At 73.4% G+C, this 25,726-nt stretch carries 9 protein-coding genes; 4 read left to right on the top strand and 5 right to left on the bottom strand.

Annotated features, from left to right (window positions below; genetic code table 11):
• Nucleotides 1–12: 12 nt before the first annotated feature.
• Entirely contained in the window at nucleotides 13–1,572 is a 1,560-nt protein-coding gene (locus WME85_RS06890) for a hypothetical protein (RefSeq protein ID WP_437836318.1), read from the bottom strand.
• A 478-nt stretch (nucleotides 1,573–2,050) separates the two neighbouring features.
• On the opposite strand from WME85_RS06890, the gene WME85_RS06885 reads away from it, so the two are divergent.
• Nucleotides 2,051–3,184: a vWA domain-containing protein gene (locus tag WME85_RS06885; RefSeq protein ID WP_437836316.1), complete on the top strand. Its 1,134-nt coding sequence runs from the start codon at nucleotides 2,051–2,053 to the stop codon at nucleotides 3,182–3,184.
• Between the two features lie 36 nt (nucleotides 3,185–3,220).
• On the opposite strand, the gene WME85_RS06880 is transcribed toward WME85_RS06885, so the two are convergent.
• Nucleotides 3,221–4,393 (bottom strand): tetratricopeptide repeat protein, encoded by a 1,173-nt coding sequence (locus tag WME85_RS06880; RefSeq protein ID WP_437836313.1) that lies wholly within the window; start codon nucleotides 4,391–4,393, stop codon nucleotides 3,221–3,223.
• A gap of 332 nt (nucleotides 4,394–4,725) precedes the next feature.
• Between WME85_RS06880 and WME85_RS06875 the strand changes: the two genes are divergently transcribed.
• The gene (locus WME85_RS06875) at nucleotides 4,726–4,947 is read left to right on the top strand and encodes a YdcH family protein (protein ID WP_437308303.1); all 222 of its coding nucleotides are present in this window, start codon (nucleotides 4,726–4,728) and stop codon (nucleotides 4,945–4,947) included.
• Nucleotides 4,948–5,373: 426 nt separating this feature from the next.
• Here WME85_RS06875 and WME85_RS06870 read toward each other — a convergent pair whose 3' ends face one another.
• Nucleotides 5,374–5,889, bottom strand: coding sequence for a hypothetical protein (locus tag WME85_RS06870; protein ID WP_437836312.1), 516 nt, complete (start codon nucleotides 5,887–5,889; stop codon nucleotides 5,374–5,376).
• 434 nt (nucleotides 5,890–6,323) lie between these two features.
• On the opposite strand from WME85_RS06870, the gene WME85_RS06865 reads away from it, so the two are divergent.
• Both WME85_RS06865 and WME85_RS06860 read left to right on the top strand, forming a co-directional pair.
• Complete coding sequence (locus WME85_RS06865; protein ID WP_437836310.1) at nucleotides 6,324–8,318, top strand: serine/threonine protein kinase; 1,995 nt, start codon at nucleotides 6,324–6,326, stop codon at nucleotides 8,316–8,318.
• Between the two features lie 116 nt (nucleotides 8,319–8,434).
• Nucleotides 8,435–9,892 (top strand): AAA family ATPase, encoded by a 1,458-nt coding sequence (locus WME85_RS06860; RefSeq protein ID WP_437836308.1) that lies wholly within the window; start codon nucleotides 8,435–8,437, stop codon nucleotides 9,890–9,892.
• Between the two features lie 688 nt (nucleotides 9,893–10,580).
• Here the strand turns inward: WME85_RS06860 and WME85_RS06855 are convergent.
• Nucleotides 10,581–18,443 carry a beta-ketoacyl synthase N-terminal-like domain-containing protein gene (locus WME85_RS06855; protein ID WP_437836306.1) on the bottom strand — a complete coding sequence of 2,621 codons (7,863 nt, stop codon included), beginning with the start codon at nucleotides 18,441–18,443 and terminating at the stop codon, nucleotides 10,581–10,583.
• Nucleotides 18,444–18,454: 11 nt separating this feature from the next.
• Nucleotides 18,455–25,723 (bottom strand): SDR family NAD(P)-dependent oxidoreductase, encoded by a 7,269-nt coding sequence (locus tag WME85_RS06850; protein WP_437836304.1) that lies wholly within the window; start codon nucleotides 25,721–25,723, stop codon nucleotides 18,455–18,457.
• Between the last annotated feature and the right edge of the window lie 3 nt (nucleotides 25,724–25,726).

Below are 25,726 nucleotides of genomic sequence, written 5' to 3'. Positions count from 1 at the left end.
AGGCGAGGCGCGCTACGGGCAAGCGGCGTTCGCGATCTCCACGTCGTCGATGTTCCAGCCAGACACCGTGTCGACGAAGGAGTCCCGCCCGATGACGTAGCCGAAGCGGATCCGCAGGCTCGCGTTCTTGTGGGGGGTCAGGTCGTAGCGGATCTTCGTCCAGCCGCCGTCGCGGACGCCTGGGTAAGACCCCGACTCGAAGAGCACCTCCCACCGGACGCCGTCGAAGACCTCGACGCGATTCGTCATGTGCGGGGTCTCATCGCTGTTCAGGAAACGCCAGAACGTCAGGTACACGCCGCCCGCGACATCGGCGTCGATGGCGGGGCTCGTGAGATAGAAGTACGGGTGAACGCCGAGAGGGACGTTCCCTCCGATGATCACGCCGGCCACCCCGTTGTCCGAGGTGGCCGTGTGATCGAGCGCCGGATCCGCCTGCCCGTAGGTCTGCCCGAACGACGCGGTCGCCGCGCCGATCTGCCAGGTCGGACCGAGCTCCCACCCGGCCGCGTTGCTCTCGAACGTATCCCGGAAGTAGACCGTCGGCAGCGCCGCGGCGCTGCCGCCCTGGCAGACGCCGGCCAGGCAGGACTCCCCCACGGTGCACCAGTCGCTGTCGGCGCAGACGCCCCCGTCGGGGACCGAGCGCGCCGTGCACACCCCGGCGTCGCTGCAGACACCGCGAGTGCAGCCCACCGACTGTGAAGAGCACGACTCCCCGGGGGTGGGCCTGGAAATACAGGCGCCGCTCTCGTCACAGACACCACGGTTGCACTCGTCGGTGCCAGAGAGGCAGGCGCCGCCCGGCGCGATCGGCTCAGCATAGCAATTGCCAGAACCAGGGTCGCAGGCGCCATGGGTGCACCCGACGTCCATCGCGCTGCAGTCCCTGGGGACGCCGCCCTCGCAGCGGCCGCTCTGGCAGGCCTTGCCGACCATGCACAGGTCGCCGGAGTCAGCGCACGGCGCACCGTCGTTCCCCGGGACCGCCTCGCACGCACCCGTGGCCGGGTCGCACGCGCCGACATGACAGGAATCCGGAACGTGGAAGAAGAAACAATCCCGCTGGGTCCCGACGCAGGCGCCGTCCGCGCACGCCGCGTTCATGACGCAGCGGTCTTCCGTCGCGCACGGCGCCCCGTCCGGCTTCGGCTCCATCCCGCAGCGGGGAGCGCCGCTCGCGTCGGCGCACGTGACGATGTGGCAGTCGTCCGGCGCGAGGCCGCAGTCCTCCTGCGCGCCGCCCTGACAGAGGCCGTCCGCGCAGGTCTCGCCGACCGTGCAAGAGTCCCTGTCGTCGCAGGGCTCCCCACCCGCGCTGGAGACGAGCTCGCACTCCCGCGTGGCCTCGTTGCACACGGCCGTCATGCACTGCGGGGTCGGGACGAGCGAGCAGTCGATCTGGCACGGGGCGCCGGCCCCGCTCCCACCGCCGCCGCCGCTCGAGACGGCCGGCGCGACGGCGGCGCCGCCCTCCCCCGCCGCGCCAGAGCTCCCCGCGGACGTCGCGGTCGAACAGCCGAGTTCCGTCAGGGCGACAGCGGAGATTAACCATGGAGTCCACCTAGTCATGTTCGCCTCTTTCCAGCAAGCGTGACGCACCTCGTGGGAATTACGCGTTCTTCGCGGCTGCGCAAGGAAACATGATGTTCTGGAGCGGGAGCACCCGGAACGTTCGGCGCAGGCGGCGGCGAACGGCGATGGTCCGACGAGGGACGCGGACGAGCGCGCAATCACGCGTGAGGGCGTGAGGGCGTGAGGGCGTGAGGGCGTGAGGGCGCGAACACGCGGCGACGTGAGCACGCGAGCGCGACGAGGAAGAGAACGAGAGAGCGACGACAGCCAAGAGAGCGGCGAGAGGCGAGAGAAAAGACAGCACGATAAGAGGAGGCCCAACAAACCGGAGAGCCCCTATCGCCACTTCATCGAGAGTCGCGGTATGCTGACGAGAGCGTCTGGAGCTCGGCTTCCCTCGACAGACAGACCACTTCGCGCGTGGAGCCCTCGCGCTCGCGAGCCGCGTCGCATCAACTTCCAGAGGAGCAGAGAGATGTCCTGCCGACGTCAATTCGTGATCGCCCCTTTCCTCGCCGCCGCCTGGATCGCGGCTCAGGCCGCCGGCTGCGCGGCCACGGACGAGAGGAGGCCACCGGCGGTCGACCCGAAAGAGGAGCCCGCGAGCGGCGGAGGCGGCTCCTTCGCGCAGAGCAGCGCGACCGGGGACGCGCCGATCGGCGAAGGGGGGTTCGGCGCGCTCGGCGAGGGCGGCTTCGACGAGGGGGCCTCGTGCGCCCAGACGAGCGCGGAGGCCACGCTCCTGCCGCTCGACATGCTCATCCTCCTCGATCGCTCCGGCAGCATGCTCGGCTCGAAATGGAGCGGCGTCACGAGCGCGATATCGACCTTCGTGAACGACTCCGCCTCAGCCGGGATGAACGTGGGGCTGACCTACTTCCCGATGGGCACGAACGGACAGAACGACTGCGACCACACCACCTATGACGAGCTCGCCGTCGCCATCAGCGAGCTGCCGCTGAACACGCCGGACATCTCCGCCTCGATCCAGCGCACCGCGCCGGGCGGCGGGACGCCCATGCGCCCGGCCCTCCAGGGGGTGCTCGCGAACGCGACCGCCTACAAGGACGCGAACCCGTCCCACAAGGTCATCGTCGTGCTCGCGACCGACGGCGATCCGTCCGGCTGCGCCAGCAACACCGTCGCGGATACCGCGGAGATCGCGCAGCGGGCGCTCAACTACAACGGTGTCCAGACCTACGTCATCGCGGTCGAAGGCTCTACCCTATCCAACCTGGACCAGATCGCCGCCGCCGGCGGGACGACGCGCGCGTTCGACGTCACCTCGGACGTCGCCGCGTTCTCGACGAAGATGGCCGAGATCCGCGCCTCCGCCCTGCCGTGCGAGCTCCTCATCCCCGAGCCGCCGGAGGGCGCGACCCTGGACACGAGCCGGGTCGCGGTCAAGCTCGCGCCCGGGAGCTCGGGCGCGCTGGAGATCCCGAAGGCGGACGACGAGGCCGACTGCGGCGCTGGGCCCGGGTGGTATTACGATGACGAGCAGCTCCCGACGAAGATCATCCTCTGCCCTGCGTCCTGCGCGGCGGTCCAGCGCGAGGTCCACGCGGAGCTCAACGTGCTCTTCGGGTGCGAGCCGAAGCTGAACTGAGCCCCTCGCGGCGCACCGCGATCGCCCGCGCGGGCCTCATGGGCGCCTCGGCGCCTCGGTCTTCAGGGCGTCGAGCGCCGCCGAGAGCTCGGCCTCGGTGAACGGGAGCCGCGCGAGGGCGGCCTGCTCGTCGGCGAGCGCGAGCTCGATCTCGCGCTGCGCGTCGCGGGCCCGGAGCACCCACGCGGACGACTCGCCGGTGCGGTCCCCCATGCGGGCGGTGCCGGCGAGCATCTTCTGCCCCTTCTCCAGGAGCACGCGGTAGCGCAGGCGCATCGCCCCCTCGAAGAGCTGCTTCTTCCTCGGGGTGTCGGCGCTCCGCGGCGGCGGCACCTGCATCACGTCGCGGTGGAGCTCCTTGTAGAGCTGCCCGATGCGGTAGCCCGCCATCGCCGACCAGTGGGCGTCGAGGCTGCGCATCGCCTCGGTGTAGGCGCTCTGCGCGTCGAGCAGCCCCTGGCAGCGCCGCTCCAGCGCCTCGGCGAAGTCCGCGGGCACCGGCACGAAGGTGATCGCCTCGCTCCGGCGCCGCCGCACCTCGCCGAGGGCGAAGCTCACCTGCGCGAGCTCGATCGGCGGCTTGCCCGACTCGCCCAGCCGGTGCGCCTCGATGAGATCGCGCGCGACGGCGACCTGACGCGCCGCTTCATCCACGAGGTCCTGCTCGACGAGGCCGAGGGCGAGCGCGCCGCGCGCCTCGATCGCCTCGAGCACGGTCAGGTCGCCGAGGCGGAGCAGGCGGCGGGACACCTCGACGAGCTCGGGCCACCGCTCGAGGGCCGCCGCCGCGCGCGCGAGGCGGAAGAGGGCGCCGCGCGCGACCGGGTGGTCCGGGAAGCGCCGCGCGACCTCGCGGTAGCGCTCGGCGGCGAGCGCGCGATCGCCGAGCGCCTCGTGCGCCAGGCCGGCGTTGAACAGGCTTGGCGGCGCGACCTCGCCGTCGGGCGCGAGGCGGACGAGCCGGTCGAACAGGGGGGCCGCCTCGCGCGCCTTGTCGGCCAGGAGCAGCGCGCGCGCCCGCTCGAACTCCGCCGCGAGCTCGGCGTCGGAGTAGGGAGACACGACGACCGGCACGAGCTCGACCGGCCCCCGCGCCGCGGCGGGCTGCGGCGATCGCGCGCCGGCCGGCACCGTGGCCCCGGATGTGCATCCGCCCACGGCGACCGTGAGGGCCAGAAAAGCGACCGGAAAGAGGCAGGATCTCGCCATTACCGGGGAAGGATAGCCCCGCGCTCGAGGTTGTTCCGCTGGTGCATGGACGGAGATCCCAGCCTGGCCGTCCGGAACGAAGGTGGATTGCTGTGCGTGTACGGCGATTCCTGTATCCGGCGGCAGTTCTGCGAAGTCCGAAGAGGCGTCGCCCCGACAAAAGGTCTGCAACGTGCCGCCACGATGCGGTAATCTCGCATTCGTTCATCAGGCCGTTGTCTCGGCTCGTAGCTCGGCCAGCGGCGATCTCCTCTCCAGCGACGACAGAGCGAGGGCTTCTGTTGTGGGCCCTCGGAAGCATCACGGCCCTGTGAGGCCTTGGAGGTGGGTACATGAAGCATCAAATCGTCTCTCCCCGCACGATGATGGCAGTCGGCACGGAGCAGCGGCTGAGCCTGGCCGAAGCGCGTCATCGGGAGCTCGACTCGCGCCTCAGGCAGCTGGGTCGACGCGCTTTCTTGACACCCGGGGAGCGGATGGAGGCGGCCCAGCTCAAGAAACGCAAGCTCGCAGCGAAGGACGAGATCGAATCCCTGCGCCGACGGATGTCGTAGCGCACCCCAGCTGACCAGCGATCCCGAGCGCCGCGCACGGCGCCCACCCGTTCCTCTCCCCCGGTTCCAGTACAGCCATCCGACGCGCACACGCAGCGCGCAGGCTGCCAGCACGAGGCGCTCGCGCGGCGGCTCGCCCGCAGCGCGAAGCTCGCACCGCAACGCTCGCTGGCGCAGCAAGAGGCTCGCACCGCGACGCTCGCTTGCAGCAAGAGGCTCGCACCGCGACGCTCGCTGGCGCAGCAAGAGGCTCGCACCGCGAAGCTCGCTGGCGCAGCAAAGGCTCGCACCGCGAAGCTCGCTGGCGCAGCAAAGGCTCGCACCGCGAAGCTCGCAGCAAGAGGCTCGCTCGCGAAAGGGATGCTCGCGGCGCGCCGTGGCCTCGGTGCGCAGGTCGCGAGGGCCGCGGACGTCGGCGCGCGCAGGTCAGAGCGTGGGCGCCGGCGGCTCCGCCGCGTCCGCGGGCGCGGCGGGGGCGGCGGGCTGCGACGCACCGCCGGGCGCGGCGTCGCTCTCCGGCAGCGTCTCGGCGCCGCCGTACACGTCGCGGTTGAGGTCCGCGAGCGTCTCGGTGAGGCGATTTTTCTGCTCGCTGCTGATGCCCCCGGGCGTCTGCTTCTCGATCGCCGCGGCGAGCCCGAGCCAGTGACGCGCATTGTCGCGGTAGCCCTTGCGTGGATCGGCCACCCCGGTGCCCTGCGGCGCGAGATCGGCCAGGCGGTAGTCCGTCATGCCCCGGAGGTAGGCGTACTGCGCCTGCTCCGGGAGCGAGAACGAGTCCGTGTCGTGCTCGAGCACGCGGAACAGCGCCAGCGCCTGCTCGAACCGGTTCGCCTCGTAGTGGCTGCGGGCCCGATCGAGATCCTGCGTGTAGGTAGCGCACCCCGTAGTGGTGAGGGCGAGAGAGGAGAGGAAGAGGACGCACGAGACCAGGCGGCGCATGCGCGGAGGGTATCTCCCGCGTCGCGGCGCGATCAAGCGGGAAGGCGGCGGTCCACGCGCCGCCGCCCGCCGCGCCGCCGCCCGCCGCGCCGCCGCGCCGCCGCCCGCCGCGCTGGCACCCGCCGCGCTGGCACCCGCCGCCGGTCCCGCCGCGTCGACGGCCCGGTCGCGGCCATTGCGCAGCGCTCCGGCGGGGCGGCCATTGCGCAGCGCCACCGGAACGGCCGCCGCAGCCGGCCAAGCGCGAGGCGGCGCGCCCCCCGGCGGGCCCGGAGGGCCGGCGTTGCCCCGCGCGGGCAGCGGGCGTAGCGTGCGCGGCGTTACAGAGAAGCGAGCGCGGCGCAGGCCGGGCCGCCCCGAAGCGGCGCGAAAGACCGGCTCAGGCTCCGCGGCGTGCGGCGCGCGGCGCGCGTCGAGAGAAGAAGGAATCCGAGATGGAGCGTGGACCAGCAGAGCCATTGAAGGACGGCGAGAGCGCGCGGCCGCCCCATGAAGAGACGCTGCCGCGGCAATTCGGCAAGTACACGCTGATGCGCAGGCTCGCCGCGGGTGGAATGGCGGAGCTGTTCCTCGCCCTGCACCGGCCCTTCGCCGGCTTCGAGAAGCTCGTCGTCATCAAGCGGATCCTCCCCTCGATGAACAGCGACAAGGGCTTCATCGAGATGCTCCTGCACGAGGCCAGGATCGCCGCCACGCTCTCCCACCCCAACATCGTCCAGATCTTCGACGTCGGACAGGTCGACGGGAAGTTCTTCATCGCGATGGAGCACGTCCACGGCGAGGACATCCGCTCGATCGTCCGGGCGATGAAGAAGAAGAACATCGCCGAGCTCCCCCTCGAGCACACGCTCTCCATCGTGACGGGCATGTGCGCCGGGCTCGCCTACGCCCACGAGAAGCGCGATCTCGACGGGGCGCTGCTCCAGATCGTACACCGGGACATCTCGCCCCAGAACATCGTCGTCACCTTCACCGGCGACGTGAAGATCGTGGATTTCGGCGTCGCCAAGAGCTCGGTTCAGGGCCTCGAGGAGACGCGGGACGGGCGGGTGAAGGGCAAGCTCCCGTACATGTCGCCCGAGCAGGCGTCCGGCGAGCAGGTCGACTGGAGGACCGATATCTTCGCCGCCGGCGTGATCCTGTTCGAGCTGACGACCGGCAAGCGGCTCTTCAAAGGGGCGAACGACCGCGAGACGCTGGAGCTCATCTGCGAGCAGGACTATCCGCTCCCGAGCGAGGTGTGCCCGGGGTACTCCCCTGCCCTGGAGCGGATCGTGACGAAGGCCCTCGCGAAGGAGCGAGAGGCGCGGTACCAGAGCGCCCGCGCGATGCAGAGCGACCTCGAGAGGGTGATCCGGGAAGAGCAGATCCCGGCCTCGCAGGTGAGCCTCACGCACTGGATGCAATCGCTGTTCGAGGAGAAGCTGAGCCAGCAGAGCGAGGCGCTCCTCGAATGGAAGCAGCTCGCCGACGGGGTCGCCGCGCAGCAGCGGGCGAGCTCGGTGGGAGACGGGACGCTCACGAACGGGACGGGCATGGCGAGGGGCAGCCTCGTCACCGAGGCGCCCGCCCGGCCTGGCCTGCGGAGGCGCTGGGTCGCCGGCGCGGCGGTCGTGGCCGCGGGGGCTGGCGCCCTGCTCGCCATGAAGCTCCAGCCAGGGCAGCCAGCGGCTCGCCAGGAGGAGATCGCCGCCGTCGCCATGGCGCCCGAGCAGCGCGAGCCGGCGGCGGAGGCGAAGGGCTCGCTCGAGATCTCGTCGCAGCCGGCGGGGTGCGCGATCTGGATCGACGGCGATCTCCGGCGGGAGACGACGCCGGCCAGGATCGAGAACCTGCCGCTCGATCGGGAGATCCGGGTGAAGATCACCCGGGAGGGGCTCGAGCCGTACAGCGAGACGGTGACGCTCGACGGGGAGAGGCCCTCGAGGAGCGTTTCCGCGGCGATGAAGGCGGGCTCCGTGACCGTCGTGCTCAAGGTCGAGCCCGAGCCGGTCGTGTGGCTCGACGGCAAGCCGTGGAGCGGCGATCCGGGCAGGCTCGACAACCTCTCCGCGGGCGAGGAGCACACGCTGGTCCTGGCCGCGACCGGGTACACGACGAGGGCGGTGACGTTCGTGGCGGAGCCGGGCGAGACGAGGATCATCCGGGAGAAGCTCCGGAAGAGCGAGAAGACCGAGAAGAGCGAGAAGATCGAGAAGAGCGACCGAGCGGCGCCCGGCGGCGGGTCGGCCAGGGTGCGCGCCCTGGCGAAGGGCGGGTCGTGCCGCGTCATCGTCAACGGGGAGACGGTCGGAGCGACGCCGGTCGAGGCGCCCGTGCGCCCGGGGACGGTCAGGGTCAGCTGCGTGCCGCAGCGCGGGCCTTCGCAGTCGCGGGCGATCAAGGTGGCCGCCGGGGAGACGGCGAGGGTGTCGTTCAAGCTCGATTGAGGGGCGAGGGTCGGAAGGGAACGTCGCAGCGGAGCGACGAGATCGAGCCGGCGTAGACGGAAGCAGCGGAGTCAACGGCGAGTCGCCGGCCAGCGTGAATATGGTACGGTCGAGCCATGATCACGCGGTTGGAGGTCGACGGCTTCAAGTCGCTGCGGGAGTTCGCGGTCGACCTGGAACCGCTGACGGTGTTCGTCGGGCCGAACGGGGCGGGCAAGTCGAACCTGCTGGAGGCGCTCGGCTTGCTCGGACGCCTGGCATCCATGTCGCTGGAGGAAGCGTTCAGGCTCGGACGGGGTCGGATTGCCGATCAGTTCAGCCGCGCGGGAGGAGAGGCGGGGAGGACCATCCGGTTCGCCGTCGAGGTGTCGCTGCGAGGGCCGTTCGAAGCGCTCGGAAACGGCGCGTCAGCGCTGCCCGACCGCTATCGCTACGAGCTTGTCATCGAGCGTCGAGCGCGCCCATCAGGGACCGAGGAGCTGGCAGTCGCCGACGAGCACCTGTGCGTGCTCTGCGACAGCAAGGACAGCAAAGATCCGGTCAGGCAGAAGACTATTTTTAGACAGGAAGAGCGAAATCCACGGGAGCGGCGTGTGTCGATCGCGCCGGACGTAGAGGGTCGAGCGGAGAACAGCTTCAGGTGCCCGCACACGCATTCCGCACTTGGCTCGCGGTTCGCGAACGCCGAGCGTTTTTACCTGCAGTTCGGCCTCGATGAAGAGACGCGCGCGCGCATGGCTAGACTGAGGGAGCTCATCGACACGCAGACTGATCATTCCCTGCTCAAACAAGTACCCCTACTCAAACAAGTACTCGACATTGAAGATCAAAGACTAGGAATTGACACGTCGAAGACGCGAGAGACGGGATGGAGCGCCGTCATCACCACGCTCGGCGACGCGCTCTCTCATTTCCGCCTCCTGCAGCTCGACGCCGCGCGCCTCCGTGAACCGAGCGAGCGCGTCGCGTCGGACGTGCTGGCGCCCGACGCCTCGAACCTGCCCACCATCCTGGCAGATCTACCCGGGCCGACTCTCGGCGAGATCCGCGCCGATCTCGTTTCACTCATCCCGGGGCTTGCCGGCTTCGATGTCGTGCCCGACGAGGACAGCTTGCGCGTCGAGTTCAAGCTCTCCGGCGGCGATCGCCTCCCCGCTCGCCTCGCCTCGGACGGCACGCTGCGCGCTCTGGCGTTGCTCACGGCGCTCCACGTCGAGCCCCGACCCTCCGTCATCGGCATCGAGGAGCCGGAGAACGGCATCTATCCGGGTCGCCTGCGTATGCTGCTCTCGCTTCTTCGAGAGCTCGCGGCCCCGAACCACGAAGCGTCGCCTGGTTCCGCTCCGCAAGCCACGCAGTTGCTCCTCACCAGCCACTCGCCGATCGTCCTTGCCGCGTTCCGGGATACGCCAGAGCATCTACGCTTCATGGATCTGGTGCGCCGCGACGGCCAGCTCGCGACGCGCGCGCGTGCCGTGGGTGAGCTGAAAGAGCCGGGCGATGGCGCGCGCATCGTGTCGCTGCGCGAGGTCGATGCGCTCCTCCACGCCGCGGCCGGTGAGGCCGCAGAATGACCAGGAGGCGTCTTTACCTTCGCGCCGGCCTCTACGCCGAAGGCCCGAGCGACCACGACTTCCTCTTACCTCTCCTCGATCGCTTGCTGCCGTCGCTCGCGGCGTCGCTCTTTCCCGGCACATGCGAGATTGCGGAGAGCCTCGGGATCGATGCGCCGCCTCCGGCGCAAGGAGATCGTGCCGAGCGCATCGAGGCCGCCATCGCCGATCGCTGGGAGGAATGCACGCTGTTCGTCATCCATGCCGACGGCGCAGGGGATCCGGCATCGGCGCGGCGGAGCTGTGTTGACCCAGGCGTCGAGACCGCCCGGCGCGCGTACCCGAACACCATCACCGTCCCGTGCGTTCCAGTGCGCGAAACCGAGGCCTGGATGCTGGTCGATGTCGAGGTCTTCCGGACCGTGCTCGGCAGCGGAGCGCAGCCGGCGCTTCCCGCCGAGCCAGAGCGCGAGGCCGATCCCAAGCTGACGCTGGGGCGGCTCTTGCGAGAAGGAGGAATGAAGCGGAAGCCCGAGCGCCTCTATCGCCTGTTCGGCGAAGAGGTCAGCCTGGAGGCGCTGCGAACGCTGCCGGCATTCCGGCGCTTCGAAGCGGAGCTGAGCGAGGCCATACAGAACGCCGCTCGCTCAGCGCACCAGGGTGACGGCGCGCCGAGCGACTGCCCTCTTCGTCGGTCTCGTTCGTGGCCTCACCCGGTGAGCCGCCTCCCGATGAGCCGCGCCGCCAGCGCGCGCAGCCAGTCCGCCCGCCGCGCGTCGGGCGACACGAGCCGCCCCGTGCGCGCGGCCTCCAGGAGCGCGGCCGTCTCGGGCGTCGGATCCGCGCACTCCTGGAGCACCCGGAAGATCGTCGCGTCCTCGTGCGTGACGCCCGCCTCCGCCACCCAGGCGTCCACCGACGCCGCGAACGCAGGATCCCCGGGGAACGGCTGCTCGACCGCGTTGCTGGGGCCGAGCCCGTTGATGCCGGCGATCACGAGGTCCTTGCGGTCCTTGTAGGTCAGGCCCGCGAGCTCCTCGGGCAGGAGCGGGCGGCCGATCCAGATGTCCTGCACGCCCATGCCGAGCGGGAACTCGAGCCGCCGCTCGAGCGGCTCCGGCGGCAGCGCGCCGGAGAAGCGCACCGGCACCACCGGGACGCCCACCGCCAGCGCCATGTCGATGAACGCGCCGCTCATCTTGCGGACCGGGGTGCGGCACTCGAGCGACCGCGTGCCCTCGACGTGCACCATCACGCCCTTGCCCGCCCCCTGCATCTCGGCCCCGAGCTCCATGATGATGCCCCCGAGCGACGCCTTGTCCTCGCGATCGAAGTACGTGATCACCTTCGGATCGCGCGCGCCGGGGTACGCGAAGCAGTGCGCGAGCAGCGTGCCGAGCCACGTCGTCCGGTGCTCGGCCTTGGCCAGCGTGACCGTGGAGACCCCCGTGAGGCCCGACACCGCGATGCCGAACAGCAGCGACTCCACGCCGACCTGGTGGTTGCCCAGGTAAAGCAGGCTCCGGCCCTTCACGGCGCCGAACGCCGCGGGATCGACGACGTGAACCCGGCGGATGAACCGCTCGATCAGGCCGAAATACAGGTCCTCCGCGGGCCAGCGGCCGAGGCCCATGGTCGCGCCCCAGTAGCGGCGGACCGGATCGAGGTCGATCACGGGCGCGCCGGCGTCGCGGACCACGACCTCGGAGCCCTCGCGCGCCACCGCGAAAGGCCAGCGCGTCAGCGGCTGCGCCGAGGAGACCCCGGCGAGGGACACGGTCGACGGGTGCGCGCCCGCGCGCCGCGCGACGTGATCCTTCACGGCCGCCGCCTCGACGAGATCGCCCGACGCGTCGTAGAGCTGCGCCACCGTGCCCGGCATCCAGTCCATCGTGCGCACGTCCGCGGGGCCGCAGCGCGCCTCGCCCGTCGCCGGGTCGACGCGCGAGACGGCGAGGTCGACCGGCGCGCGGTCGCGCAGGAACGCCCGGCGGATCCCGGGCGGCGCGCCCCCGATGGGCCCCTGCGGGAGCAGCACCTCGACCAGCCGGAGCTCCAGCCAGACGCGCTCTCCCGCCGCATCCACGGCCCCGGCGGCGCCGTCCGCCCCGGAGGCCCCGGCCTGCGCGATGGCCTGGACCCGGAACGAGACGAAGCGATCCTCGCGCCCCTCGTAACGCACCTCGACGCGCACCGGACCCTCGGGCGTCGGGCCGAACAGGCGGAGCGACGGGATGCGCGACGGGAACGCGATGTGCGCGGCAGGGCTCGCGGGATCCCACAGGAACAGCCGGTCGTGCGGGATCGTGTGGGTCAGCGCGTCGAGCATGCCCTGGTGCAGCGTCCCCGGAGGCACCGTGCCCCTCCGGGGATCGAGCGTCGCCGACGAGCCGCGCGCGCCGAGCCGCAGCGCGGTCAGGTACTGGAACGCCGGGCCGTGGAACAGCGTGCCGGCCGCGTAGGGGTCGTCCGCCTCCGGCGCGTCGAGCGGCGGCTCCGGCGCCGGGGCGGGCGGGTACGCGAAAGCCACGCGCACGCGGCCGGTACACACGGGCTCGAACCGCGACAGCGCCGGGTTCGATGCCTCGCGCCACGCGAGGAGCCGGACGTCGAGGACATCGCCCGCGCCGCTGGCCTCGGCCCGGATGCGCACCGGCCCAGGCACCGTCAGCCAGCGCTGCACCACCACGTCCTCCACGGCCACGACCACGCTGCCCGGACGCGCCCGCAAGGCGGCGCCGGCCAGCCGGTCGACCATGCTCATCCCCGGGAGCGCCGGGAGCGTCCAGGTGGGGCGATGGTCCGCCACCCACCCGCCCGGATCCAGCACCTCCTCGGCGTCGTTCGCCTGCGGCGACGGCAGCGCGGCCCGCCCCGCGGGCGCCTCGGCCTGCGGCGACGGCAGCGCGGCCCGCCCCGCGGGCTCCCCGGGCCGGGAGCTCCGGTTCACGGCGCCCGGGAGCGACGCGAGGTGGCGCGCGCTCCCGCGCACATCGAAGCCGACGTCGCGCCGCGGGCGCGGTGAGGGGCCGTCGACGATCCGCACCCCGAGCGTCGCGCCGTAGATGCGGAGGCCGTCGACCCACAGGTACGACTCGGCGATGACGTAGGGCCCGCGATCGTCGCGCCCTACCTCGAGGATGTCGGCCTCGACCGTCACCCGGCGGCTGCCCGGCAGCACCTGGCCCCGGTACCGCCAGGAGTGCTCGTGCCCCGTCATCACCGGCTCGAACCGCGGGTCGCGGAGGCCCGCGTGGAGGTCATGGTGCAGCATCCAGAACTGGATCGTCTGCAGCATCGCCTCGATGCCGAGCGAGCCGGGCTGCACCGGATCGCCGAGGAAGTGCGCCTTGAAGAACCACTCCGACGCGTGCACGTCCCGCTGCGCGCGGAGTCGGCCGAGCCCCTTCCGGCCGCCGGCCTGCCACAGGCCGTCGACCCGGTCGATCATCAGCAGCGACGCCCGCGCGAGCCCGAGCTTGCCGCCGCAGTAGCGCGCGGGGCGCTCGCGCAGGTCGACCTCGAAGTCGGAGGGCGCCTCGAGCGCGGCGAGCTCCTCGGGCTTCGGCGGGAGCCCGATCTGCGTCGCGAGCGCGGCCTTCGGGAAGAAGCCGAACACCGTCTCGAGGTCGTACACCCGGGCGCCAGCGAGGCTGCACTCGACCCGGAACGACAGGATGATCATGCCGCTCGAGCGCGAGATGCTCGTCAGCTGCGACGTCGTGCGCAGCGCGCCGCCTGTCGGGGCCGGCAGGACCTCGGCGCGCAGCGTGCCCTTGCCGTCGAGGTTGCGGAAGTAGAGCGCGGACTCGCTCGAGAGCGCGCAGCCGACGTAGCTCGCGAGCCAGCCGCACGTCTGGAGCGCTGCCTCGAGCACCACCGCGAACGGCATCGTGAGGCTCGCGTTCTCGTCGAAGTACCAGGCGTCCTCCGGGACGTCGTACTCGACCTCGACCTTCGCGCCGGCCTTCATCGCCGCCATGGGGCTCGAGACCGAGAGGACCCGGCTCATGAAGTGGTACGGCGGCCCCGGGAGCCGGGCGACGTGCTGGCCCTCGTCGAACCTGCGGTACAGCGGGCCGAACGCGTCCGACGGCCGGCCCCACGCGCACGAGAGCAGGCTCCGGTAGTCGAACGGGAAGCCGCCGGCGCGCGAGGCGTCAGGAGCGCCGCCGTCCGGCGGCGACACGCCCAGCTCGGACCAGGGGACGCGCGCGACCGACTTCGGCTCGACATGGCCGTCGAGCAGCTCGGGGGAGCTCGTCAGCGGCCAGTCCGGAGACAGGCGCAGGCCCACGCGGCGGGCGTGGAACGCCTTGAGGCCGTCGACCGTGCAAAGGAAGTCGGCGTACACCGTCGGGCGCGGGCCGTCGTGCACCTCCTCGACGAACACCTCGTACGTGAGCAGCCGGCTCGACGGCACCACCTGGCCGCGGCAGCGGAGCAGGTAAGGGACCTCGGGCACGGGCTCGAAGCGGAAGCCGTCCCCGTCCACCGTGAAGCCCATCGCCGCCATGGTGAACGCGAGCGCCTGCAGGCAGCCCTCGAACATGAGCGTCCCCGGCATGCAGGGGTCGTCCTTGAAGTGGCCCTCGAAGAACCAGCCGTCCTTCGTGATCGGCAGCGTGGCCCGGAGGTAGCCGCGCTTCCACGGGCCCCCCGCCGGGTCGAACACGTCGACGCGGTCGAAGAACAGCATCGGCGGCGCGCTGATCCGCGGCGTCCTGACGTGGGTGCGCAGGCGCTCGAAGCCGGGGCCGAACGCCGCCGCGCCGTCGCCGCCCGCGAACGCGAGGATGTCGGCGCGATCGAACGCGGACTTCTGGCACGCGATCCGCGGCGGATCGAGGCGGGCCGTCGTGGCGTGCTCGGCGGTCTCCGCGTCCCAGAGGACGCCGCCGGAGCTCGCGAGCTCCTCGTCGGTGAAGAAGCCGGCCTGGCCCTTGCGCGTCTTCAGCCGGAGCTCGCCGTCGATCCGGCAGTCGTAGTGGAAGAAGAAAAGGCGGACGTCGCCGTGCTTCGCGTGCCCGTCGACGTGGATGTCGTAGACGAGCGTGTCGCCCGGGCGCGGCAGGCCGCCGTAGAAGGTGAGCTCGCAGCCGAGCAGCCGGTAGACGCGCTCGCCCCGGTTCTCGAAGTCCGCGCCGAGCCAGCTGATGAGCAGGAGGTCGGCCTGGCCGCTCTCGATCATGATGCCGGCCGGCATCGCGCCGTCGTGCAGGTACCAGGAGCCCCAGCGCACGTCGGTCTCGGTCCACATCGTGCCGAGCTTCATCGAGCCGGGCTCGGCGTCGATCCCGGTGACCCGATCGGCGAGCAGCAGCGGCGGCATGGGCATGCGCACCTGGCGGCGGTAGCCGTCCTGCTGGGCGAAGAGCGGGCCGAACACGTCGGAGATCCGGCCCGAGGCGAGCACCTCGAGCTGCTCGCGGCTGAACCGGGGGCCCCTGGGCGCGAGGGCAGCCGAGGCGGGGAGCTCGGGCTTCGTGGCAGGGCGCGGCGGGGGCTGCGGCGCGGCGGCGGGGCGCGGCGGCTCGGCAGCGCGCGGCGGCGCCTCGACGCGGGCGAGGCGCGGCGGCTCGACGGCGCGCGGCGCGGGCTGCGGCGACGTGGCGGGCCGCGCCGGCTCGACAGCGCGCGGCGCCTCGGCGCGGAGCGGCGCGACCCGAGAGACCTGCGCCGCGGGGGCCGACTGCACCGCCGCGACAGCGCCCGAGGACGCCTGGACGAGGGTGTCCAGCGCGCGCTGCCGCACCTGCAGGAAGCGGCGGTGGACCTGGGCCTGCTGCGCCACCCAGTCGCTGTGAATCTGCGCGAGCTGGACGGTGAACGCCGCCGCGCCGGCGATCACGTCGTCAGGAATGCCCGCGGCAGGCGACGCGACGACCGCCGGCGCGGCCCACGACACCTCGTCGACGACGCCCGCGACGACCGCCGGCGCAGCCCACGGCGGCTCGTCGACGACGCCCGCGACGACCGCCGGCGCAGCCCACGGCGGCTCGTCCACGACCAGCGAAGGAGCGTCGGCGGCAGAGAAGCCCGTGGGACCGGGGTAGAGCGGCGGCGAGTCGTCGAGGGCGGACGGCAGAGGCGGCGCAGGTTCCATGGAGTCTCCGGGAGATGAGCTGGAGGCCGCGCCGGGCACGACGATCGCCGGCGGGTGGGCGGGAAACGTGAGCTTCGGCCCGGCCAGAGGCCGCGGCGGCGGGAGGGGCGCGGCCGGACCGCCGGCCCCGATGCGGACCGACAGCGAGCCCCCGCCGAGGCCAGCGCAGCGGACCTCGGCGACGCGGACCTCGTCGGACCACGGCGTCCCGTCGAGCTTCCGAGCATGACGGCACGCGAGCACCGCGGCGGCGACGTGCAGCAGGCCGGAGGCGGCATGCGCGTGGCCGAACCGCGGCGCGAGGTCCGTGGCCGACAGCACGAGGCCCGGGTCGGCCGGCTCGTCCACGACCACGGCGAGCACCGGGTGCCGCTGGCGGACGGCATCGTCGAGGCGCTCGAGCACGAGCACGACCGCCGCGTCGCCCGGGGGCAGGCGGACGCCGAGCGCCTCGAGCGCGGCCACGTGGGCGGGCTCGCACGAGAGGTCCACCGCGCCGACGATCGCCGCGTCCACGGCGCCCGCGCGCAGGGCGCTCCCCGCGACGCGCAGCGCCCACGGCCCGGAGAGCTCCTCGGCCGCGACAGTGAACGACGGTCCGCCGACGTCGAGCTGGCTGTTCAGCCGGTTCGCCGGGATGTTCGGCATGTTCCCGACGACGCCCGCCGCCTGGAGCGCGGGGATCACCGCGTCCTGCAGCGCGCCGACGTCGACGGACGGCCCGAGCCGCGCCGGCGCCGTCTCGGCGAGCCGCCAGCGCGCCATGTACCGGCACACCTCGGTGTCGGCGCCCATGCCGATGAGCACCGCGGTGCGATCGCGCGGCAGCGCGAGGCCCTCCGTGGCCTCGATCGCCGCCTCGAGCAGCAGCGTCTGCTGGGCGAGCGCCTGCTGCAGGTCGCGCGGCGGGAACCGGAGCTGATCCGCAGGCAGCGCCACGGTGGCGCGGCGGGGATCCGCGCCGCCGCCCGAGAGGAGCGCCTCCGCGAACGCGGGGACGCCGCCGAGCTCGCCGACGCACAGCCCCATCGCCACCACGGCGAGGTGGCCGGCCGGGGCGGGCTCCGCGGCAGCGGCGTCCGACGCGCCGGGGCGTGGCGCGGCCACGGCGGCGGCGCGGGCCGACCGCGCGGCGGGCTCGTACGCCTCGACGAGCAGGTGCGCGTTGTTCCCGCCGAACCCGAACGCCGACAGGCCCGCGAGCCGCCGCCCCTCCCAGGGCTCGGCCCGCTGCAGCACCCGGAACGGGCTCGCGGCCACCGCGTCGCTCAGCGGATCGGCGTGCAGCGTCGGCGGGCGGACCCCCGCCGCCATGGCGCCGAGCAGCTTGAGGAGCCCGGCCGCGCCGGCCGTCGTGACGAGGTGGCCGAGGTTCGACTTGAGCGACCCGAGCGGGACCTCGCGGCGGCCGAAGACCTCGGTGAGCGTCGCGATCTCGGTCGCGTCGCCGAGGGGGGTGCCCGTCGCGTGGCACTCGAGCAGCGAGACCTCGCGGGGATCGAGGCCGGCCATGGCGTACGCGGACCGCATCGCGCGCAGCTGCCCCTCGACCGCCGGCGCGAGCAGGCCGCGGCCGCGGCCGTCGTTCGACAGGCCGACGCCGCGGATCACGCCGAGGATGGGCCTGCCCGCGGCCTCGGCGTCGGAGAGGCGCTCGAGGACCACGAACGCCGCGCCCTCCGCCGGGACCAGGCCGTCGGCCTCCGACGAGAACGGGCGGCTGCGCCCGGTGCGGCTCATGGCCGACAGCGCGCAGAACCCGATGTGGATGAAGAGATCGTCCGACCGGCACACGGCGCCGGCGAGCATCCGGTCGACCTCGCGGCGCTGCAGGCGCTCGCAGGCGAGCGCGATCGCGTAGAGCGACGACGCGCACGCGGCGTCGAGCGCGAACGCCCCGGCCCCGAGGCCGAGCACGTCGGCGAGCAGGTGGGCGGGCAGCCCCGACATGAACCGGTTGCGCGGATCGGGCCGCGGGACGCCGGCGAGATCGCCGAGCCACGTCGACTCGACCCACGCCGACATCGCCGACGAGGGGAACGAGAGGTTCCCGAGCACCGCGCCCGCGCGGTCGGACCGGCCCTCGTGGCCGGCCTCGCGCAGCGCCTCGCGGCCCGCGTAGAGCACCCACTGGAAGAGGGGGTCGAGCGCGAGCAGGGCCTCGGGCGGACCGGCGCGCCGCGGGAACGGGTCCCCGGCGAGCGCGCGGCGGAAGCGCTCGTCGAACCCGGTGACGTAGCCGCCGCGGTCGCTCCACGCGCGATCCTTCACGTCGCGCAGGTCGCGCAGGTCGCGCGGGCCGCGCGGCTCGGGGGCGAGCGCGCGATCGCGCGAGAGCCGCCAGCGGCCGTCAGGGGCGGCGGACAGGAGATCCCTGCCCGCGAGCACGTTGTCCCAGAGGTCCGCGGGGTGGAGCGCGCCCGGCAGGACGCACCCGCGGCCGACGATGGCGATGGGCTCGAACACGGCTCCCTCGATCACGCCTGGCCGCGCGCCGCGTCGGGGCGGAGGACGTACTGCACGTCGCGCAGCTCGGCGACGAGCGTGCCCTCGTCGTCGACGAACGCGATGTCCGCCTTCGTGCGGTCGCGGCCCATGATCTGCCCGCGCACGACCGCGCGCAGCGGGCCGTCGGACGGGCCCTCGGCGAAGGTGTGCAGCGCGCCCACGGACATCGGGAGCGCCGCGCCGCCGAGCACGTGCTGCGTCCACAGCGTCGCGAGCTGCAGCCCGCCGTCGAGCGCCGCCGGGTCGGTCTTCCACGGCTGGGTCACCCAGCCTGCCTCGCGCAGGCCGACGACCGTCCCCGCGATCCCCTCGCGGCTCACGCCGTCGAGCTGGCGGATTACCTGGAAGTCGCGCCCGTGGAAGAGCGTGTGGCCGTCGTACAGGTCGTCGCCGCCGCTCCACGGGCCGAGCGACGGCGCGGTGGGGCCGCGCGGCGCCACGCGCTCGGCGAGCGGCTTCATCTCGATGGTCGCCGCGTAGTGCAGCGCCCCCTGGGGCCCGCGCAGCTCGGCCGCGAGCACCGCGCCGTGGCCGTTGCTCACCTCGCGGCAGTCGACGCGGAACACCTCGCCGCCCGACTCGTACGCCGCGAGCTTGATCCCGCGCAGGACCCTCACGTCGCGGAACTGGGTCACCACGAGATCCGGCCGGCACGCGCGCGCGGCGCGGGCGAACCACTCGAGCGCGATCACCACCGGCACGACGGGGACGCCGTTGATGGCGTGATCGCCGAGGTAGGGGTGCGTCGCGCGGTCCGCGCGGACGGCCAGCGCGACGCGCCGGCCGTGGTCGGCGGCGTCGGGCGCCGCGAGGGTCTTCGGCTCCGCGCCGAGCACGACCTCGACCGCGCCGGGAGAGGCGGCGCCCGGCGCGCCCGCGCCGCTGTCGGCCGGGCCGTCGCACAGCTCGTCGATCAGCATCCTCGCCCCCGCCGCGAGCGGGATGAGCGGGACGCCGAGCTGCGCGAAGTGCGCCTCGAGCGCCGCGTTCACCATGCCACCCTGCCAGGGGCCCCAGCCGAGCGACTTCACCCGGCAGCCGGGGCGGCGGGCGGCCTCCGCGGCGGCGACCTTGTTCAGGACCTCGTTCGCCATCGCGTAGTCGCACTGCCCCTTGTTGCCGCTGCGCGCGGCGATCGAGCTGAAGAGGACGATCGCCTTGAGCGGGTCGCTCGCCGTCGCGCCGAGCAGGGCCCGGAGTCCGTCGACCTTCGTGTTGAACACGCGGTCGAGCTGCTCGACCGTCTTCTCGGCGATGAGCTTGTCGGCGAGCACGCCCGCGCCGTGGACCACCGCGGTGATGGGGCCGAGGGCGCTCCGCACGCCGTCGAGCGCCGCGGCCACCGCGCGCGCGTCGTTCACGTCGGCCGAGACGTACAGCGCGTCGCCGCCGGCCGCGCGGATCGCGTCGAGCGTCGCGCGGACCTCGCGGTTCGCGAGGACCTTCGCGACCTGCCGGCCGATGTCCGCCGGGGTCGCCTTCTGCCCCGCGGCGGCCGCCGCCTTGATCAGCGCCGCCTTGAGCGCGGCCTCGCCGTCGGCCCCGCGGCACGCGGCCGGATCGTCCTCGAGCGCGGTGCGGCCGAGCAGCGCGAACCGAGCGCGGCTGGCCCTGGCGAGCGCGATCAGCGTCGCCGCGGTGACGCCGCGGGCGCCGCCGCTCGCGACGACGACGTCGGAGGGCCCGAGGGGGAGCGGCCCGGGCTGCGGGTCCTGTCGGACGCTGAGCAGCGTGGTGCGCTGGCCGTCGGCGCGCAGGCCGATCTCGCGCTCGACGCCGCCGGAGAGGAGCTCCGTCGCGATCGCCTCGGCGATCTCGCCGGCGGTCCTGCCGCCGCGCTCGACGTCGATCGCGCGGCAGGACGCCTCGGCCCACTCCAGCGCCGCGGTCTTGGCGAGGCCCGGCAGCCCGCCCGCCCAGGCGCGGTCCGAGCCGGCGAGGCCGAAGTCGCCGCCGGTGTCCTGGACCGTGACGAACAGGGCCGGCTTCGCCGCGATCGCCTGGGCGGCGAGGAACGCCTCGCGGTGGACGGCGAGCGCCTCGTCGACCGTGGCGAAGTCGCGCAGGCCGCCGAGGAACACGGCGCCGCGGGCGCCGCGGGGCACGGCGGGCGCATATTCGGCCGCGATCCCGCGCGCCTCGAGGGCCGCGGCGAGCGCGGGGCCGATCGCGTCGTGGCCGGTCACCACCACGGTGCCGGCGTCGAAGAGGCCTGGCATCGCGAGGCCAGCGGCGGGCGCCGGGACCTCGGCGAGCGTCCACCGGCCGAGGCCCGCGGAGGCCGCTTCCTCGGCTTCCTCGGCAGGTTTCGCCGGGGTGGCGCTCCCGGCCGGACCGAGGTTCGCGCGGAGGTGGTCGACGACCTGGCCGAGCGTGCGCAGCTGCGCCAGCGCGGAGGCGTCCACCTCCGACAGCCCGGGCGTGCGGTCCCGGACCGCCGACAGGATCTCCACCCGCTTGATGCTGTCGATCCCGAGATCGCTCTCCAGCTCCATCTGCAGCCCGAGCATCTCGGCCGGGTACCCCGTCGTCTCCGCCACCACCGCCATCACCACCCGCTCGACCTCCGCGGACGCGACCGGCGCCGCGGCGGGAGCCACGGAGGCAGCGGCCGGCGCGGCGGCGGGCGAGGTGGCAGCGGCAGCTGCAGTGGGCGACGCGACAGCGCTTGCGGCCGGCGCTCCGGCGGGCAGCGAGGCGCGGAGGTGGTCGACGACCTGGCCGAGCGTGCGCAGCTGCGCCAGCGCGGAGGCGTCCACCTCCGACAGCCCAGGCGTGCGGTCCCGGACCGCCGACAGGATCTCCACCCGCTTGATGCTGTCGATCCCGAGATCGCTCTCCAGCTCCATCTGCAGCCCGAGCATCTCGGCCGGGTATCCCGTCGTCTCCGCCACCACCGCCATCACCACCCGCTCGACCTCCGCGGACGCGACCGGCGCCGCGGCGGGAGCCACGGATGCAGCGGCCGGCGCGGCGGCGGGCAGCGAGGCGCGGAGGTGGTCGACGACCTGGCCGAGCGTGCGCAGCTGCGCCAGCGCCGAGGCGTCCACCTCCGACAGCCCGGGCGTGCGGTCCCGGACCGCCGACAGGATCTCCACCCGCTTGATGCTGTCGATCCCGAGATCGCTCTCCAGCTCCATCTGCAGCCCGAGCATCTCGGCCGGGTACCCCGTCGTCTCCGCCACGACCGACATCACCACCCGCTCGACCTCCGCGGACGCGGCCGGCGCCGCGGCGGAAGCCACAGAGGCAGCGGCGGCGGGCGCGGCGATGGGCGCCGTCACGCCGACGGGAGCGGCGGCAGCCGGCCTGGCGGCGGCTGCGGGCGCTCCGGCGGGCAGCGAGGCGCGGAGGTGATCGACGACCTGACCGAGCGTGCGCAGCTGCGCCAGCGCCGAGGCGTCCACCTCCGACAGCCCGGGCGTGCGGTCCCGGACCGAGGACAGGATCTCCACCCGCTTGATGCTGTCGATCCCGAGATCGCTCTCCAGCTCCATCTGCAATCCGAGCATTGAGACGGGGTATCCCGTCTTGTCCGCGACCACATCGAGGACCATCCGCTCGAGATCGACCCCTGGCGCGGCGGCAGCCGCCGCCTGCGTCACCGCGGCGGGCGGCGCGACCGCTGCCTTCGCTGCCACGGCGGGCGCCGCAGCAACCCGCACCGGCGCCGCCGCGGCGGGCGCAGGCGATGCCGCGGCGGGCGCGGGCGCCACCACGGCGGGCGCAGGCGCAACGACCGCTGCTCTCGCCGCTGCCTCAGGCGCAACGACCGTTGCCTTTGCTGTCACGGCAGGCGCTGCAGGCGCCGCCGCGTGCACCGGAGCGAGGAGCACGGGCGCAGGCCGTACCTCGGGCGCCGTTGCGGCGGCGACCGTGTACGGAGCACCGGTCGCGAGCGCCGCCAGCCCTGCGAAGGAAGCCTCGGCCGCCTGCAGGAAGGCGATGTGGCTCTCGGCCATCGTGCGTTGGTAGACGCCGTGGGCTTCCGCCGTGGCGCGCTGCGCCTCCTGGTAGGCGGCCAGCCACGACGCGCTCGCCGCCGGCGCCCGCGCGCTCACCGCCGGCTGCGACGCGCTCACTGCCGGCGGTGGCGCGCTCACTGTCAGCTGCGACGCGCTCACTGTCAGCTGCGACGCGCTCACTGTCGGCTGCGACGCGCTCACTGTCGGCCGCGTCGCGCTCACCACCGGCGCAGCTGCGCTCACCACCGGCCGCGCCGCGCTCACCACCGGCCGCGCCGCGCTCACCACCGGCCGCGCCGCGCTCACCACCGGCCGCGCCGCGCTCACCACCGGCGCCGCCGCGCTCACCACCGGCCGCGCCGCGCCCCCCACCGCCGCGCCCGCCGCCCTCGCCGCCTCCGGCGCCGGCTTCTGCGCCGGCCGCGCCGCGCTCGCCTTCGGCAGCTCCTTCGCGCCGCCCTGCGGCGGGTACGGCTTGCCGTAGTTGCTGCCGTTGATCGGCAGCGCCAGCTTCGGCTTCGGCAGCGCCCGCGGATCCACGGGCGCCGCGAAGCCGTCCCACAGGACACGCGCGTCCAGCGGGACCCCGGCCACCGCGAGCCGCGCCACCGCCTCGAACAGGCTCGTCACCCCGTGCTTGCCCTTCCGGTCGAGCGCCACGGCGCGGTGCGGCCGGCCGCTCAGGATGTCGCCGACCAGGTTCGTCAGCACCGACCCCGGCCCTACCTCGACGAACGTGCGCACCCCGGCCGCGTACATCCGCTCGATCTGCTCGACGAACCGCACCGGCTCGGCCAGCTGCCGCGCCAGCCGGTCGCGCGCCGCGTCCCCGCCGCCCGGGTACGGCTCGACCTCCGCGTTGCTGTACACCGGCGCGCCCGGCGCCTCCACCGCGATGCCCCCCAGGAACTCGCGGAACGGCGCGCTCGCCTCCGACACGAGCGGCGAGTGGAACGCCGCGGCGACATCGAGCCGCCTCGCCTGGATCCCGAGGCCCCGGAGCCGCTCCTCCGCCGCCTCGATCGCCGCGACGGAGCCGGACAGCACCACCTGCTTCGGGCCGTTGTGGTTCGCGACCACCACGTCGCCGAGCCCGAGCGCCCGCACCTCGTCGATCGACCGCGGGACCGCGATCATCGCCCCCCGCTCGGACGACGCCTCTCCCATCAGCTCGCCGCGCCGCCGCGCGACGCGCAGGAGATCCGCCGCCGACAGCGCGCCGGCCGCGTGGAGCGCCGTGATCTCGCCGAAGCTGTGGCCCGCGAACGCGTCCGCCCGCACCCCGAGCGCCCCGAGCAGCGCGAGGTGCGAAAGGCTCGTCGCGCCGATCGCGGGCTGCGCCCACCGCGTCTCGCGGAGCCGCGCTTCCTGCGCCCTGCGGTCCTCGTCCGAGAACACCGGCCGCGGGAACACCACCTCCTGGAGCGGCGCGTCCCCGATCGCCACGCCCGCCGCCGCGTCCCACGCGGCGCGCGCCGCGTCGAACGTCATCAGCGCGTCGGCGCCCATGGCCACGTACTGGCTCCCCTGCCCCGGGAACAGGAACGCCACCTGCCCCGGCGCCTCGCCGCTCGCGCAGTGCACGAGCGGCGCGGCGAGCGCCTGCTCGGGCTTCGCCCCGAGGTGCGCCGCGACCTGCTCGAGCTTCCTCGCGAGATCCGCCTCGTCCGTCGCGCAGAGCCCGAGCCGCGCGGGCCGCGACGCGTCGAACGAGAGCACCGACTCCCGCGCCAGGAAGCGCAGGATCTCGGGCGTCTCCGCCGCCTTCGCCAGCGCCCGGGCGCGGTCGGCGAGCGCCGCCGGGGTGTCCGCCGACAGGAGCACGAGCTCCGCGGGCAGCGCCCGCACCCGCCACGCCCGCGGCGCCGGGCCCGTGTACTCCTCCAGCGCCACGTGGAAGTTCGAGCCGCCGAACCCGAACGAGCTCACCGACGCCCGCCGCGGGTGATCCGACGCGCGGATCCACGGCCGCGCCTCGGTGTTCAGATAGAAAGGAGTCTTTTCGATCTCGAGCTTGGGGTTCGGCTTGTCGACCTTGATGGTCGGCGGGAGCACCTTGTGGTGCAGGGCCATGACCGCCTTGAACAGGCCCGCCGCGCCCGCCGCCGCCTTGGTGTGGCCGATCTGCGACTTCACGCTGCCGAGCGCGCACCACTGCCGATCGGCGCGCCCCGACTCGTCGAACATGGCGCGCAGCCCCTCGAACTCGGCCGCGTCGCCGGCCTTGGTCCCGGTGCCGTGGGCCTCCATCAGCTCCACGGTGTCGGGGCCGTACCCCGCGGCGGCGTAGGTCCGGCGCAGCGCCTTCGCCTGCCCTTCCGGCACCGGCGCATAGACGCTCTTGCTCCGGCCGTCCGAGGACGAGCCGATCCCGCGGATCACCGCGTACACCCGATCCCCGTCGCGCTCGGCGTCGTCGAGCCGCTTGAGCGCGACCATCCCGATGCCCTCGCCGAGCAGCGTCCCGTCGGCCTTGTCGGAGAACGGGCGGCAGTCGCCCGACCTCGACAGGGCCGGCGTCTTGCTGAAGCACATGTACATGAAGGCGTCGTTCATCGTGTCGCAGCCGCCCGCGATCACGAGGTCGGACTGTCCGAGCGCGAGCTCGTTGATCGCCATCGACATCGCCGACAGCGACGAAGCGCACGCCGCGTCGGTCACGCAGTTCGTCCCGCCGAGGTCGAGCCGGTTCGCGATGCGCCCGGCCACCACGTTGCCGAGCAGCCCCGGGAAGCTCGACTCCTGCCATGGCACGTACTTCCCCGAGATCGCGTCACAGGCGCGCTTCACCTCTTCCTCGGGGTACCCGAGCTCCCGCAGCGCCCTCGACCAGACCGGCCGCTGGATCCGGCTCACCATCGAGGCGAGGAGCTCCTGCGCCGAGGTGACGCCGAGGATCACGCTCATCCGCTCGCGATCCATCGACTCGAACTGCCCCTGCGCCGCGTCCTCCAGCACCCGCTTCGCCACGATCAGCGAGAGCAGCTGCGTCGTGTCCGTGGCCGGCACGATCGAGGGCGGCACGCCCCACTCCAGCGGATCGAAAGGCACGTTCTTCAGGAAGGCGCCGCGCTTCGCGTAGGTCTTGTCGGGGGCGGACGGGTCGGGATCGTAGTAGTCCTCGATCAGCCAGTGCGTCTCCGGGACGTCCGTGATCAGGTCAGTTCCGGCCAGGATGTCGCGCCAGAAGCCGTGAGCGTCGAGCGAGCCGGGGAAGATGGCGCTCACGCCGACGACAGCGATGGACGGAATAGGCGAGGACGAGCGGTGCATGAA

Source organism: Sorangium sp. So ce1153, assembly GCF_051521595.1.
GTDB lineage: Bacteria > Myxococcota_A > Polyangia > Polyangiales > Polyangiaceae > Sorangium.
Note: the sequence above shows the minus strand (reverse complement) of the source record. Positions and strands in the feature narration are given on the sequence as shown.